The organism is Rhodococcus sp. SMB37 (assembly GCF_004345605.1).
Classification (GTDB): Bacteria; Actinomycetota; Actinomycetes; order Mycobacteriales; family Mycobacteriaceae; genus Rhodococcus.
The window spans coordinates 214,245-229,021 of sequence record NZ_SLVY01000008.1; the positions used below are offsets into that span (position 1 = coordinate 214,245).

At 65.5% G+C, this 14,777-nt stretch carries 14 protein-coding genes; 10 read left to right on the forward strand and 4 right to left on the reverse strand.

Annotation, left to right across the window (positions count from 1 at the left end; all coding sequences use genetic code 11):
• The first annotated feature begins 15 nt into the window (after nucleotides 1–15).
• Nucleotides 16–1,380: a TIGR01777 family oxidoreductase gene (locus EV641_RS15380; protein WP_132472785.1), complete on the forward strand. Its 1,365-nt coding sequence runs from the start codon at nucleotides 16–18 to the stop codon at nucleotides 1,378–1,380.
• Nucleotides 1,377–2,882 carry an SDR family oxidoreductase gene (locus EV641_RS15385; protein WP_132472787.1) on the forward strand — a complete coding sequence of 502 codons (1,506 nt, stop codon included), beginning with the start codon at nucleotides 1,377–1,379 and terminating at the stop codon, nucleotides 2,880–2,882. The genes EV641_RS15380 and EV641_RS15385 overlap by 4 nt, the downstream gene beginning before the upstream one ends.
• Nucleotides 2,883–2,907: 25 nt before the next feature.
• On the opposite strand, the gene EV641_RS15390 is transcribed toward EV641_RS15385, so the two are convergent.
• Both EV641_RS15390 and EV641_RS15395 read right to left on the reverse strand, forming a co-directional pair.
• Entirely contained in the window at nucleotides 2,908–3,489 is a 582-nt protein-coding gene (locus EV641_RS15390) for a lipocalin family protein (RefSeq protein WP_054717793.1), read from the reverse strand.
• 29 nt (nucleotides 3,490–3,518) lie between these two features.
• Nucleotides 3,519–4,178: a fasciclin domain-containing protein gene (locus tag EV641_RS15395; protein ID WP_132472789.1), complete on the reverse strand. Its 660-nt coding sequence runs from the start codon at nucleotides 4,176–4,178 to the stop codon at nucleotides 3,519–3,521.
• Nucleotides 4,179–4,370: 192 nt separating this feature from the next.
• Here EV641_RS15395 and EV641_RS15400 point away from each other — a divergent pair, with 192 nt between their 5' ends.
• The 6 genes from EV641_RS15400 to EV641_RS15425 all read left to right on the forward strand — a co-directional run bounded on the left by EV641_RS15400 (nucleotide 4,371) and on the right by EV641_RS15425 (nucleotide 9,938).
• Nucleotides 4,371–5,684, forward strand: coding sequence for an FAD-dependent oxidoreductase (locus EV641_RS15400; RefSeq protein ID WP_132472791.1), 1,314 nt, complete (start codon nucleotides 4,371–4,373; stop codon nucleotides 5,682–5,684).
• Nucleotides 5,681–6,430: a DUF1365 family protein gene (locus tag EV641_RS15405; protein ID WP_132472793.1), complete on the forward strand. Its 750-nt coding sequence runs from the start codon at nucleotides 5,681–5,683 to the stop codon at nucleotides 6,428–6,430. Before EV641_RS15400 ends, EV641_RS15405 begins: the two co-directional genes overlap by 4 nt.
• Nucleotides 6,427–7,710 (forward strand): class I SAM-dependent methyltransferase, encoded by a 1,284-nt coding sequence (locus EV641_RS15410; protein WP_132472795.1) that lies wholly within the window; start codon nucleotides 6,427–6,429, stop codon nucleotides 7,708–7,710. The genes EV641_RS15405 and EV641_RS15410 overlap by 4 nt, the downstream gene beginning before the upstream one ends.
• Entirely contained in the window at nucleotides 7,707–8,516 is an 810-nt protein-coding gene (locus tag EV641_RS15415) for a DUF1295 domain-containing protein (RefSeq protein ID WP_132472797.1), read from the forward strand. Before EV641_RS15410 ends, EV641_RS15415 begins: the two co-directional genes overlap by 4 nt.
• A gap of 113 nt (nucleotides 8,517–8,629) precedes the next feature.
• Nucleotides 8,630–9,205 (forward strand): sigma-70 family RNA polymerase sigma factor, encoded by a 576-nt coding sequence (locus tag EV641_RS15420; RefSeq protein WP_132472799.1) that lies wholly within the window; start codon nucleotides 8,630–8,632, stop codon nucleotides 9,203–9,205.
• Nucleotides 9,195–9,938, forward strand: a complete 744-nt coding sequence (locus EV641_RS15425) for an anti-sigma factor (protein WP_132472801.1) — start codon at nucleotides 9,195–9,197, stop codon at nucleotides 9,936–9,938. Before EV641_RS15420 ends, EV641_RS15425 begins: the two co-directional genes overlap by 11 nt.
• 18 nt (nucleotides 9,939–9,956) lie before the next feature.
• Here the strand turns inward: EV641_RS15425 and EV641_RS15430 are convergent, their stop codons facing one another.
• Together EV641_RS15430 and EV641_RS15435 are read right to left on the reverse strand one after the other, a co-directional pair.
• Nucleotides 9,957–11,363: an aldehyde dehydrogenase family protein gene (locus tag EV641_RS15430; RefSeq protein WP_132472803.1), complete on the reverse strand. Its 1,407-nt coding sequence runs from the start codon at nucleotides 11,361–11,363 to the stop codon at nucleotides 9,957–9,959.
• Between the two features lie 28 nt (nucleotides 11,364–11,391).
• Nucleotides 11,392–12,231 carry a putative protein N(5)-glutamine methyltransferase gene (locus tag EV641_RS15435; RefSeq protein WP_241997254.1) on the reverse strand — a complete coding sequence of 280 codons (840 nt, stop codon included), beginning with the start codon at nucleotides 12,229–12,231 and terminating at the stop codon, nucleotides 11,392–11,394.
• Nucleotides 12,232–12,323: 92 nt separating this feature from the next.
• Here EV641_RS15435 and EV641_RS15440 point away from each other — a divergent pair, with 92 nt between their 5' ends.
• Both EV641_RS15440 and EV641_RS15445 read left to right on the forward strand, forming a co-directional pair.
• Nucleotides 12,324–13,868: a class I SAM-dependent DNA methyltransferase gene (locus EV641_RS15440; protein WP_132472843.1), complete on the forward strand. Its 1,545-nt coding sequence runs from the start codon at nucleotides 12,324–12,326 to the stop codon at nucleotides 13,866–13,868.
• Nucleotides 13,865–14,695 (forward strand): restriction endonuclease subunit S, encoded by an 831-nt coding sequence (locus EV641_RS15445; RefSeq protein ID WP_132472805.1) that lies wholly within the window; start codon nucleotides 13,865–13,867, stop codon nucleotides 14,693–14,695. The genes EV641_RS15440 and EV641_RS15445 overlap by 4 nt, the downstream gene beginning before the upstream one ends.
• The last annotated feature ends 82 nt before the right edge of the window (nucleotides 14,696–14,777 follow it).

Sequence of the window (14,777 nt, forward strand, 5' to 3'; positions counted from 1 at the left end):
TCCACGGAGGCACCGATGGGAATCGAATACAGCAGCATCGTCGAGGCGTCCCGCGACGAAGTGTTCGACTGGCACGCGAGGCCTGGCGCGATCCATCGTCTGCTCCCACCGTGGCAGCCGATGAGTGTCGTGTCCGAGGCCGACTCGCTCGAGAACGGTCGTGCCGTCCTCGGTCTTCCCGGGGGCTTGCGCTGGGTCGCGGATCATCAGCCCGACGCCTATTACCCACCCGGCCGCTTCGTCGACGAGCTCGGTCGCGACGGTGTGATGTCGTTGCCGGCCGGACTTGTCCGCTCGTGGCGCCACGAGCACCGGTTCGAGAAGGTCGACGACAACCGCACCCGCGTGACCGATCTCGTCGACACCCCGATCCCCGAGCGCCTGCTGCTCCAGACGTTCCGGTATCGGCACCGTCAGCTCGCCGACGACCTCGCGAGGCACCGGTGGTCGCACGAGCAGGGGGTACGACCTGTGACAGTCGCGATCTCGGGCGCATCCGGGCTCATCGGCACGGCACTGACCGCATTCCTGAGCACCGGGGGTTACCGCGTCATCCGCCTCGTACGGCGGCCGGCACACGGCGAAGACGAGCGCCGCTGGGATCCCGAGGCGCCCGCCCCCGACCTGTTCGAGGGCGTCGACGCCGTCGTGCACCTGGCCGGTGCGTCGATCGCCGGACGGTTCACCGATTCGCACAAGGCCGCCATACGCGACAGCCGCATCGGGCCGACGCGACGGCTCGCCGAACGCGCGGCCGATACAGCGAACGGACCCGCCACGTTCGTGTGCGCGTCGGCCATCGGCCTGTACGGCTACAACCGGGGCGACGAACCGCTCGACGAAAATTCCTCGGGTGGAGGGGGTTTCCTCACCGACGTGGTGACCGACTGGGAAGCTGCCACCGCACCTGCCTCGGAAGGCGGACTGCGGGTGGTCAATGTGCGCACGGGGGTGGTGCAGACCCCACGCGGCGGCACCCTGCAATTGATGCGACCCCTGTTCGCCGCTGGCCTGGGTGGACGCCTGGGCAGTGGACGGCAGTGGTTGTCGTGGATCGACATCGACGATCTCCTCGACATCTACCACCGCGCACTCTACGACGCTGCGCTGTCGGGTCCCGTCAACGCCGTCGCGCCCGATCCGGTCCGGAACGAGGAGTACACGCGTATTCTCGCGGGCGTACTGCACCGTCCGGCGTTGTTGCCGGTTCCCGGCTTCGGGCCGAAACTACTGCTCGGCGAGCAGGGTGCCCGTGAGCTGGCAACCGCGGATCAGTATGTCGTACCGCGTCGTCTGCTCGACGCCGGACACACGTTCCGCCGGTCCTCCCTCGAGGACTGCCTGCGCCATCAGCTGGGTCACCTTCCCGCAACGCGATGACCGAGACCGATGACGCCGACACCACGGCGCGCCCGCGCACTGTCCTCCTGACCGGCGCCACCGGCTACATAGGGGGCCGACTCGCTCCTCGCCTCCTCGCTGCCGGCCACCGTGTACGGGTCCTGGTGCGTAGCCCCGAGAAGCTCCGCGACGTGCCGTGGGCGCGTGACCTCGACGTGATTCGCGGCGACCTCGGCGATCCCGGCTCGGTGGAGAACGCGTGTCGGGATGTCGACGTCGTCTACTACCTGGTGCATTCGATGGGTGCCCGCGGCGAGTTCCTCGATGCCGAGCGGCGCGCGGCGGAGCATGTCGCGGCCGCCGCCCATAGAGCCGGCGTCGGAAGAATCGTGTATCTCGGTGGACTGCACCCGAAATCCGCAGAATTGTCGGCGCACCTTCGATCACGGGCACAGGTGGGGCATGTCCTGCTGGACTCCGGGGTGCCCACGTTGGTGTTCCAGGCCGGTGTGGTGATCGGTTCGGGTTCGGCGTCGTTCGAGATGATCCGCCATCTGAGCAACCGCCTGCCCGTGATGACCACGCCGCGCTGGGTCGACAACCGGATCCAGCCGATCGCGATCCGCGACGTGCTGCACTATCTGGTCGCTGCGGCGACCTCGCCTCTGTCCCGCAGTCGCGTCTTCGACATCGGTGGGCCCGATGTGCTGCGGTACGGCGAGATGATGCAGGTCTACGCCGAAGTCGCTGGTCTACGCCGGCGCAGGATCCTGGTGCTTCCGGTACTCACCCCGAAACTGGCCGGGCTGTGGATCGGGTTGGTCACACCGATCCCGCCGTCCCTGGGTCGTGCCCTGATCGAATCGCTGGGCAACGACGCGGTGATGGACGACCATGACATCGACGCGGTCATCCCACCACCGAGCGGCGGGCTCACCGGGTACCGCGACGCCGTTCGGCTGGCCCTCGGACGGATCGAACGCGGCGAGGTCGAAACCACATGGGCGAACGCATCACCCGTGGGGGCTCCTGCCGATCCGCTGCCGTCCGACCCGGACTGGGCCGGGGAGGTCGTCTTCACGGACGAGCGCAGTATCGACTGCGACACCGACGTGACCGCGGTATGGGAGGTGGTGGAGGGCATCGGCGGAGAGAACGGCTGGTATTCCTTTCCACTGGCGTGGACGATCCGTGGCTGGCTCGATCGCTTCGTCGGCGGGGTGGGCCTGACCCGCGGACGGCGGAATCCACGCACCCTGCACACCGGAGATGCGCTCGACTTCTGGAGGGTCGAGCGGATCGAGCGACCGGAGTTGTTGCGGTTGCGTGCGGAGATGCTCGCGCCCGGTGGCGCATGGCTCGAATGGCGGCTCGAATCCCTCGGTACGGATCGCACGCGGTTACACCAGCGCGCCGTTTTCTTCCCCAAAGGCCTGTCGGGACAGTTGTATTGGTACTCGCTGCTTCCGTTCCACGGAATCATCTTCGCCGGCATGCTCGAGAACATTGCGGGAACAGCACGGAAAGCCGGTGACGACTGACGCCACCGGCCCATTTCCGTTCCGCTCACACCGTGCAGAGCGGCTTGATCTCCTGCATTCCCTCCGTGGTCGGCGAGGTCAGCATCAAGCACGAGTTGTATCCCTGTGCCTCCACGACCGCGCGGATCTCCTGCCACTCCGCCACGTCCACGACCGGGGACCGCGACAGCACGAACCCGGAGAGCCTGCTCGGATCACCGACCAGCGACCACGAGTAGTCGTCGGCGAGGTGCGCGACGATGTAGTTGCTCGGCCCGTCGAGTGAATCCTGTGACGGCACATCGGAAAACGACACGTGCAGTGCCGCAGTGTCGTTGACCCGCGCGTTGCCCACGATACCCCGGCGTTCACCGGTGACGGTGGTGCACGAATTCTCCACGCGGATGTTCTGCTCGTCGATCAGCGTGTAGTTCGCGGTGGTGTCGCGCACGCAATCCAGGTTGAACGGCGCCGGATTGGCCGCCAGCTGGTACCACTGGCCCAGGTAGCGGCTCACATCGAGCTGCGCTACAGGGCTCAGGGGCTCCGCCTGCGCCGGAGCCGCCACCAGTGTGGAGCCTGCTGCGGCCAGTAGTGCCGCAGCGAGGCCGATGATCGCTCTTCTCACGGGATGTCCTCACAGTCGAAGTTGTAGGGCTACTGCGGCATCAGCACACCGTCGATCAGGTACACGATTGCGTTCTCGGTTTCGACTCCACCGCAGATCACGTTGGCACCGTTGACCATCCAGTCGTCGCCCGAACCGGCCACCTCGACCGTGCCACCCTGGACCGTGGTCTGTTCGCCGGCGATGTCCGCGGGCGCGATCTGTCCGGGAACCACGTGGTAGGTCAGGATGTCGGTGAGCATCGCCGAGTCCGTCTTCAGTGTCTCGAGGGTCGCGGGATCGACCATCGCGAACGCGTCGTCCACCGGCGCGAATACGGTGAACTCACCGCCGTTGAGCGTGTCGACGAGATTCACCTCCGGGTTCAGCTGCCCCGAAACCGCCGAGGTGAGTGTCGTGAGCATCGGGTTGTTCGAGGCCGCAGTCGTCACATTCTCTTCGGCCATGCCCTCGACCGAGCCCGGTCCGGTCGGCACCTGCTCCGCATAGGCGGCGCATCCCGGCCCGACGAGCCCGGCCGGTGTCGCGGCGCCGGAGGTGGTCGTCTCCATCGGCATGGTCGTTTCCGCCATGGTGGTCGTGTCCATCGGAGTGTCGGAGTTGTCGTCCGACGTGCAGGCGGAGATGCTCAGCATCGCTGCAGCGCCGATACCGACAAGTGCCAAGCTCTTTCGTGTCCGGTTTGCCATCGTCTTCTTCCCTTCGGGACGCGCGACCCGTGGGCCGCTCGATGAGGTGTGTCGATGGTCATTCGCCACTGCTCGGCACACGGATGGGTGGGATCGAAGAAAAATTCTGCGCCGATGTCACCCATCCGGGATGACACTCGGCACCGAAGACCGGGCATGGAGTTCCCCTTCGACCCGAGGACGCGTACCACCATGACGCGCACACTGTCGCGATCCATCGCCGTGATCGGCAGCGGCGTCTCCGGCCTCACCGCCGCCCATGTGCTGTCGCAGCGCAACCGCGTGACCTTGTTCGAGGCCGACTCACGACTCGGCGGTCACGCACACACCCACCACCTCGTGCTCGAGAACGGGTCGCAGGTGTCGGTGGACACAGGGTTCATCGTGCACAACGACCGAACCTATCCCACACTGCTACGCCTGTTCGACGAACTCGGTGTCGCTACTCAGGAATCCGACATGTCGATGTCGATCCGGTCCGACGCCACCGGCATCGAATATGCGGGTGCCAAGGGTCTTCCGGGGCTCTTTCCCACCTGGCGGTCGTTCACGAAGCCGCGCTACCTCCGGATGCTGGGTGAGGTCCTGCGTTTCCACCGCGCCGCGCTGGCCCTACTCGAATCGGGCGACGACGGGAAGGACGAGCCGCTGGAGGCTTTTCTGGCGCGGAATCGCTTCTCCCCGTTCTTCATCGATCATTTCATGACCCCTCTCGTCGCCGCGGTGTGGTCGTGCGACCCGGCGCTGGCCACCCGCTATCCCGCTCGCTACCTCTTCCGGTTTCTCGACCACCACGGCATGCTCACCGTCTTCGGCTCCCCTACGTGGCGGACAGTGACCGGTGGATCCGGCACCTACGTCGATGCTCTCGCGAGCAGGCTCGGCGAGGTCCTCGTGGATACACCGGTACGCAGTGTGGAACGGACCGACGACGGTGTGTGCGTGGTCGTCGGCGACGGAGATGTGCGCTGGTTCGACGCCGCGGTCATCGCCGTGCACCCCGCGCAGGCCCTCGCGATGCTCGCCCGGCCGACGCAGGCGGAGCGTCGAATACTCGGAGCGATGCCGTATTCGACGAACCATGTGCAACTGCATACGGATACCTCGCTGCTGCCGCGGGCCGAACGTGCGCGAGCCTCGTGGAACTACCTGACCCCGGCGGGTGGCGGCTCCGACGAGGTGATCGTGACCTACGATATGACCCGGCTGATGCGCTTGACCGATGTGACGGATCGGCGATTCCTCGTGACGCTCGGCGGCGCACATCTCGTCGATCCGAGCACGGTTCTCGCCGAGATGACATACGAACATCCGCTCTACACCCCGGAATCGGTCGCAGCACAGGAATGTCTGCCCGAGATCAGCGACAGCAGAATCTCATTCGCCGGGGCGTACCACGGATGGGGATTCCACGAAGACGGAGCGCGGTCTGGTGTGGAGGCCGCTCGGCGGCTCGGCGTCGAGTGGGGTGTGCCTTCTTGCATCGGGGCGGAGGTGTCCCCGTGACCACGGCGTGGATCTACCGCACCAGAATCGGACACGTTCGGCGCGCACCGATCCGGCACGCATTCGAATACCGAAGCTACAGCTGGTACATCGACCTCGACGACCTTCCGGTGCTGCCGTGGTGGTTGCGTCCGTTCGCCGGTTTCGACCCGACCGATCATTTCGACGACACACGCTCGGATGCAACGCTCCGCGGGCGGATCGACGCGTATCTCGCGGGCGAGGGTATCGACCTGCGCGGTGGGCGTATCACCGCGCTGCTGAACGCGCGGGTACTCGGTCACGTCTTCGATCCGCTGACGCTGTTCTGGTGTCACGACCCCGACGGAGCACTCGTGTGCGTCGTCGCCGAGGTGCACAACACCTACGGGGGGCGGCACTGTTATCTGCTGAGGCCGGATGCCTCGGGGTACGCGGAGGCCGACAAGGTCTTCTACGTCTCCCCGTTCAATGAGGTTGCCGGCCGGTACACCCTGCGGGTCGCGGAGCCAGGCCCCTTTCTCGATGTCGAGGTCGCCCTGCATCGCGAAGGACAACCGCCGTTCACCGCCACGATGCGCGGGTCCGGCCGGCCCGCCACCATCGGCGCCGTCGTGCGTGCCCAGATCGCGCATCCGCTCGCGTCCCACATGATTTCGGCTCGCATCCGGAGGCACGGCGTCGAACTGTGGTTGCGCAGGCTGCCACTCGTCCCGCGCCCGGATCCGGCCCCTTCCCCCGGCCTTACTCAGGAGATTTCCCGATGAGCACACCCGAACTCGAGTTGCCCACCCAACGCGTGAGCGTCGACCCGCACAGATGGCCCGACGTGGCACAGGTCCCCGCAGGACCGCGGGCCCGCATCGCCGCGGTGGTCGCCGACCGGCTGTTCCGACGCGCCGCCGCACGCCTCGACCTGCGGGTGGAGTACCCGGACGGGACCGTACTCGGCGTCGGCCCACCCGACCGGATCCTGCCCCGCATGATCATTCGCCGGCCCACCGACTTCGCCCGGAGGCTGGGCGCCGGCGGGCTCATCGGTTTCGGTGAGTCCTACATGGCGGGTGATTGGACCGCATCGGACCCGGTCGCGGTGCTCACCCCGTTCGCCGCCGAGATGGGGTCGCTGATCCCTCGGCCACTGCAGCGCCTGCGTCGGGCTTTCGTTCCGAACCATCCTGTGTCCGAATGGAACACAGAGGACAACACCCCTTCGAACGTCTCCCGTCACTACGACCTGTCGAACGCACTGTTCGAAACATTCCTGGACGAGACCATGACCTACTCGAGCGCCCTGTTCGACGAGTTCCCCGCCCATGGAGACACTCTCGCGGAAGCCCAGCGCCGCAAGATCGATCGCCTGCTCGACACCGCACAGGTCGGCCCAGGGACTCAGCTCCTCGAAATAGGTACCGGATGGGGCGAATTGAGTGTGCGTGCCGCGCAACGCGGCGCCACCGTGCGTTCGGTGACCCTCTCGGTGGAACAGCAGACGCTGGCCCGACGGCGAGTGGCGGAGGCCGGTCTGTCGGACCGCGTACGGATAGATCTCCTCGACTACCGCGCAGTGGACGGAGAATACGACGCGATCGTGTCGGTGGAGATGATCGAGGCGGTCGGATACGACTACTGGCCCACCTACTTCCGTAGCCTCGACCGGCTGCTACGACCCGGTGGTCTCGTCGCGCTGCAGGCCATCACGATGCCGCACGACCGGATGACGGAAACCCGCGACACCTACACCTGGATCCACAAGTACGTGTTCCCCGGCGGGATGCTGCCGTCGACCGAATCGATCGACGTAACCACCCGCGCGCTGACGTCGCTGCGCACCGTCGACCGCCTGCAGTTCGGCGAGCACTACGCGGAAACCCTGCGGCTGTGGCGCGAACGTTTCGTCGCGCACGCAGACCAGGTCGCCGACATCGGCTTCGACGCCACGTTCCGGCGCATGTGGGAGTTCTACCTGGCCTATTCGGAGGCAGGGTTCCGGTCGGGATACCTCGACGTCCAGCAGATCGTGTTCCGGAAGGAGAACGAGCGATGAGCACCTGGTCGGAGTTCTTCCTCATCACCGCGACCGCCCTGGTCCTGCTCGCGGTGATCCAGGCAATCACCTTCGCCGTCGGGCACCGGATCGGGCGCTACAACGTCGTGGACGTCTCTTGGGGTCTCGGCTTCGTGGCGGTGGCCGCGGCAGCAGCGCTGCTCGGCAGCGGTGACGCCTCGCGCAGGCTGCTCCTGCTCGTGCTGGTCACGGTGTGGGGCCTGCGGCTGACGTGGCACATGTACCGCAAGTCGCTCGGCAAGGGCGAGGATCCTCGCTACACGGAGATGCTCGAGCGTGCCGGTGGCAACGCTGTCGGCACCGTCGTCCGGAAGATCTTCGTCACCCAGGGCGCGGCGCAATGGTTCGTGTCGTTGCCGATCCAGGTTTCGGCGGTGCTCGGGCCCACCGGTGGCGTCGGCACGGTGGTGCTCTGGGTCGGTGTCGCCGCGTGGGTCGTCGGCCTCACGTTCGAGGCGATCGGCGACCTGCAGCTGCGGCGGTTCAAATCGGATCCGGCGAATCGTGGCCGGGTCATGGACCGCGGGTTGTGGGCGTGGACGCGACATCCCAACTATTTCGGCGACGCCACCGTGTGGTGGGGAGTGTGGCTGATCGCGGCGAGTGTGTGGCCAGGAGTGGTCACGGTGGCTTCCCCCGCGATCATGACGTACTTCCTGGTCTACGCGACAGGTGCGCGGCTGCTCGAGCAGTCGATGTCGGAGCGACCCGGGTATCCCGAGTACCAGCAGCGCACGTCGTACTTCGTTCCGCGGCCACCACGGTCGCGCGACCCCGGGAGATGATGGCCGTGCTCGATCCGCCGCCAGGACTCGAGGCCGGCCTGCAGACCGGCAGGCGCAGGTTGAGCGGCGCGAATCGTCCGGCTAGTGTTTCGTCCGATGAGCGGACACGGACCATGACCGGTGTCGGCGGCGGAACCGACACGCTCGAGGCGTTGCTCGTTCGGGTCGCCGCCGAGGATTCGGCTGCCTTCGCAGAGTTCTACGACCTGACGCGATCGAGGGCGTACGGCATGGTGTTGCGGGTACTCCGCGACCCCGGCTACAGCGAGGAAACGCTGCAGGAGGTCTACCTGCAGGTATGGCGCACGGCGCCGGGGTTCGATCGCACGCAGGGGTCTGCACTCGCGTGGCTGATCACGCTGGCGCATCGCCGGGCCGTCGACCGGGTGCGCGCCGAGCAGTCCGGCGCCGAACGAGAGTCCCGCTACGGCGCCCTGACCACGCCCACCGAGTTCGACAGTGTCAGCGACGAAGCGCTCCGCCGCGACGACACACGACAGGTGATCGAGTGTCTGGGCACGCTGACCGAACTACAGCGCCAGTCCGTCGAACTCGCCTATTACGGCGGCCTCACCTATCGGGAAGTGTCGGAACGACTGTCCGCGACGCTGCCGACCATCAAATCCAGGATCAGGGACGGCCTGCTCCGCCTGAAGAACTGTCTGGGGGTGAACAGCGATGACGAGTAGCACACGGTCCGGCTTCGGCGACGAAGACAACCTGCTCGATCTCGCCGCTGTGTACGCCTTGGATGCGGTGTCCGACGACGAAGGTCGTGCGATCGAAGCCCGCCTGGCGGAGACCGACTCCGACGTCGCTGCGGCATTCCTGCGAGAGGTCCGCGAGATCCGCGAATCCATGGCGACGGTGTCGGACGCGACTGCCGTCGACCCACCCGCGCGCGTGCGGCAACGTCTCCTCGACGCAATCGCGACACCCGACCTGCATGCGGCCGACGCCCCGATCTCCCTGGCGGCACGCCGGAACCGGCGACGCAACTTCTTGCTCGCCGCCGCGGCCGCCGTAGTGATCGCGATCGGCGGCATCGGTGTCGCAGCGCAGTTCCGAGAACAATCGCCTCCCACCTCCGCCCAGGTCCTCGCAGCCGACGACGTGCGTACCACCTCCGGTTCCATCGAGGGTGGCGGCACGGCTACGGTCGTGTATTCGAAGGACGTCGATGCCGGCGTGCTGGTGATGAACAACGTTGCTCCGCCGACCGACGGCACGGTCTACCAGATGTGGCTGATCGGGCCGGACGGCGCGACCGCCGCGGGCACCATGGCGCCGGACGATGTCGCACCGTCGACCACTGCTGTTCTCGAAGGTATTTCGGATGCTACGGCGCTGGGCTTCAGCGTCGAGCCGACGGGCGGGTCGCCCCAGCCGACGGACATCTTCGCGCAATTGCCGCTCGGTTGATCTGTCCGGGATCGAAGCTCACACGGGCGACAGACCAACGCTTTGCTGTCCGGACACACGGATCAGTTTTTCGTTGACGAACTCGCCCACGCCCCACTGCGCCAGCTCACGGCCGTAGCCAGAACGACCGACACCGCCGAAAGGCAGCCCGGCTGCGGTGACGGCGTGCTCGTTGACGAACGTCATGCCATCCTTGAGCCGCGCAGCCACCTCGTGAGCCTTGTCGACGTCCGAAGACCATACAGAGCTGGACAGTCCGTACTCGGATTCCTCGTTGGCTATGCGCACGGCCTCGTCCACCCCGTCCGCCTTGTACACGATCGCGACCGGGCCGAAGATCTCGTTGCACCCCACATCTGCGGACGGGTCCACATCGGTGAGCAGGGCCGGCTCCATGTACGCGCCGTCGCGGTCGATCTTCTTCCCGCCCACCCGGATCGTGGCGGTCCCCTCGCGTGCTGCGGTGGCGAGGCGGTCGACGATCTCGTCACGGGCACCGATCGAGCTGAGCGGGCCTACGTCGACATCCGGATCGTCATAGGCACCCACCGTGAGCGCGCCGATTGCTTTTTCCAGGTAGGCCACCGTGCGATCGTAGAATTCCGGCTGCACGATGAGCCGCTTCGGCGCATTGCACGCCTGGCCGGTTGCAAACATCCGGATGTCCACGTATCGGTCCAGTACCCACTCCAGGTTGTCGGCGTCCAACACGAGGAAGGGGTCGTTCCCGCCCAGCTCGAGCAGCGACTTCTTGTAGTGCTCCCCGGCGGTCTTCGCCACGGCCGAACCGGCGCCTTCGGATCCGGTGAGGGAAACACCCTGAATCCGCTTGTCTGCGATGAAGGGGCCCATCTGGGAGCCGGAAGCATAGATGTTCTGGAACACACCACGCGGCAGCCCGGCATCTATCAGGAGGTCCTCGCACGCCTGGGAGGACAGCGGACAGATCCCCGCGTGCTTGAGCACCAGCGCATTTCCGAGCAGCAGGTTGGGCGCCGCCCACCGCGCGACCTGGTAGTACGGGAAGTTCCACGGCATGATACCCAGGAGCACACCGAGCGGCCGCTTGACCACGTACGAACGGTCCGCGCCCTGCGCCGGGAGTTCTTCAGGCGCGAGCAGTTGGTGGGCGTTGTCTGCGTACCAGCGGTAGATGCCCACCACGATGTCCAATTCGGCCGCGCCCCACGGTCGGAGCTTGCCCATCTCCCGGCCGATGTTCTCGATCAGCTGGTCTTTGTGCTGTTCATAGAGATCGGCGACGGCGCGGAGAACACCCGCGCGCTGGTCGATGGAGGTCTCCTGCCAGCTGCGCTGCGCTTCGGTGGCGCGATCGAGGATCGCATCTCGATCTGAGTCTTCGATTCGTTCGAACTGCTCTTCGTCCGTACCGGTGTTCGGATTCTGGAGTGCAAATGTAACCATGCTTCCGGTCTACCCACCTCCGATCTCCTTACACCCCGGTCGTGATCTGCGGGGGAACGCCGCGATCGTGGACGACTCCGACAACCACGGTGGCATCGAACTCGTCCGACCGGTGAACGACCGATGTCAGTCCCTCCGCAGCGAGGATCTCGGTTGCTGCCTCGGCCTGCCGGGGACCGGCCTCCATCAGCAGGTGTCCCCCGGGCGCAAGCCACTCCGACGCGGACTCCGCCAAACGGCGATGCACGTCGAGTCCGTCCATACCGCCGTCCAGCGCGACACGCGGCTCGTGTAGTCGAGCCTCGGGCGGCATTGTCGCGATCGCCGCCGTAGGCACGTAAGGGGCATTGGCGACGATCACATCGATCCTGCCGCGCATCGAGTCGGGCAGCGCCGCGTAGAGGTTGCCGCAGTGGGCGTCGCCGCCACACCGTTCGAGGTTGCGCCGCGCGCAACGGACCGCCGCAGGGTCGACGTCGGCGGCGTGCAGCCGTATCTCGGGCTCGACAGCGGCGAGCGCGGCCCCGACCGCACCGCAGCCGCAGCACATGTCGACGACGAATGAACCCGGTGCAACGAGTTCGGAGGCGCAGTGCACGAGAAATTCGGTGCGACGGCGTGGAACGAACACATCTGCGTCGACGCTGATCCGCAGACCGCAGAATTCTGCCCATCCCAGCACGTGCTCGAGAGGACGCCCGTCGATCCGCTGCTGTACGAGGTCTTCCAGATCGGACGGGCTACGCGCCGCATCGCTGAGCAGGCGGGCTTCGTCTTCCGCGAAGACACATCCGGCAGACCTCAGTCGTACGACCAGTGCTTCTGGGACCGGACCGCTCGGAACACTGCCGATCGGAGATTCGGGCACATGGCACCCTAACCTGCACGCTCGGTGTCGGTGGCCAGGTCTATACAGTTCTGTTGGACTTCGGCGAGCAGAACAGGCAGGTAGCGGTACCCGTGATCACCGGTGACATCAAGAACAAGGTCGACGCAGTCTGGGACGCCTTCTGGACGGGCGGCATCTCGAATCCCCTCGAAGTGATGGAGCAGATCACCTACCTGCTGTTCATTCGCCGGTTGGATGACGAGCAGACGCTCGCATTGGAGAAGGCAAACCTGCTCGGCACACCGCTCGACGGCAACCCGTTCCCCGAGGGCACCGACGACCAGGGCCTGCCCTACAACGACCTGCGCTGGTCGGTGTTCAAAGACCGGCACGCCGACGAGATGTTCGACATCGTCGCGAACCGGGTTTTCCCGTTCATCAAGAACATGCGCGGCGAGGAGTCCACGTACGCGCATTTCATGAAGGACGCGCGGCTCAGCATCCCGAACGCGGGGATGCTGCAGCGGGTGGTGGACCGATTGGACAAGGTGCCGATGGAAAACCGCGACACCAAAGGCGACATCTACGAGTACCTGCTCGCGAAGATCGCCGCCGCCGGGCAGAACGGCCAGTTCCGCACGCCGCGCCACATCATCGAACTGATGGTGCACATGACGGCACCGAAACCGGGCGACACCATCGTGGACCCGGCGTCCGGCACGTGCGGCTTTCTCGTGGGTGCGTCGGAGTACATGCGCGCCAACCATGCGGATGCGATCAACTCCGGTAAGGGGCGCGAGCAGTATCACCACGAGATGTTCCACGGCTTCGACTTCGACAACACGATGCTGCGAATCGGGTCGATGAACATGCTGCTGCACGGCATCGAGCAGCCCGACATCCGCTATCGCGATTCACTTGCCGAGGCAAACACCGGTGATGCGGAAGCATATTCGCTGATTCTCGCCAACCCGCCATTCGCGGGCAGCCTCGACTACGAGAACACCGCGAAGGATCTCCAGCAGATCGCGAAGACGAAGAAGACGGAACTACTGTTCCTGGCGCTGTTCCTCCGTCTGCTCAAGCCTGGCGGCCGCGCGGCGGTGATCGTCCCGGACGGTGTGTTGTTCGGATCGTCGAAGGCGCACAAGGAACTTCGCAGGATTCTCGTCGAGGAGCAGAAGCTCGATGCGGTGGTGAAGCTGCCGTCCGGTGTGTTCAAGCCGTATGCGGGTGTGTCGACGGCGATTCTATTCTTCACCAAGACCAACTCCGGCGGCACCGACAACGTTTGGTTCTACGACGTGCAGGCCGACGGATTCTCGTTGGACGACAAGCGCAATCCGCTGCTGGACGAGGGCAAGCTCGGTGTGCTCGCGGCGGTGAGCGAGGACGAGCACGCGAAGAACAACCTGCCGGACGTGCTGCGGCGCTGGACCGATCGTGACGGCGGCGAGCAGGAGCGAGCACGGACCGAGCAGAGTTTCTGCGTGCCGCGTGAGGACATCGCCGCGCAGGGCTACGACCTGTCGCTGAACCGGTACAAGGAGCTCGTGCACGAGGAGATCGAGCACAGAGCGCCGACCGAGATCCTCGACGAGCTGGATCGGCTCGAGAAGGACATAACCGACGGCATGGCACAGCTACGGGAGATGCTTGCTGGTGGTGAAGCATGAGTGGTTGGACAACAGTGCAACTCGGTGAGGTTTCCGATTTCGTTCGAGGGGTGACGTTCAAGCCCACCGATGTTGTCGAGGCTGGAACCGACGGTTCAGTGCCCTGTATGCGAACCAAGAATGTGCAGCTTGACCTCGATCTGTCGGATGTTTGGTGGATCGACCGGAGCCACGTGAAGCGCGACGAGCAGTACCTGAACGAGGGCGATCTGCTCATCTCGTCTGCGAACAGTTGGAACTTGGTCGGAAAATGCTCCTGGATACCATCATTGGAGTCACCGTCCACCTTCGGTGGGTTTGTCACAGCGCTGCGCGCAAAGCCGCAGCAGGTCGATCCACGTTATCTGTACAGGTTCTTCTCTTCAGCGCGGGTCCAGGCGACCGTACGGAGTTTCGCACGCCAAACCACGAATATCTCCAACCTTGATTTGAAGCGGTGTGCCGCGTTGCCGATTCCGCTACCTTCAGTCGAGGAGCAGCGGCGGATCGCGGCGATCCTCGACCACGCCGACACCCTCCGCGCCAAGCGCCGCGAAGCCCTCGCCCGCCTCGACGAGCTGACCCAGTCGATCTTCATCGACATGTTCGGTGATCCCGCGTTCAGCGTGAAGGGTGCGAATGCTGTCACGATCGGTGACCTGCTCGATTCGGCCCAGTATGGGACGAGCGAGAAGAGCGGAGCCGAGGGCGAGTATGCGGTGCTGCGGATGAACAACATCACGTATCAGGGGCAGATGGATCTCACCGACCTCAAGTACACGGACCTGCCGGACGACAAGGTCGATCGGTTCACCGTGCGTGCTGGGGATGTTCTCAGGGCGCCGTAGTTGTTGATTAGCGACCCTGTGAACTGGGGTTTTCGCTTTATTCGAGGTGCTGTCCGGGCCGGTGGAGCGGGCATGGGGACAG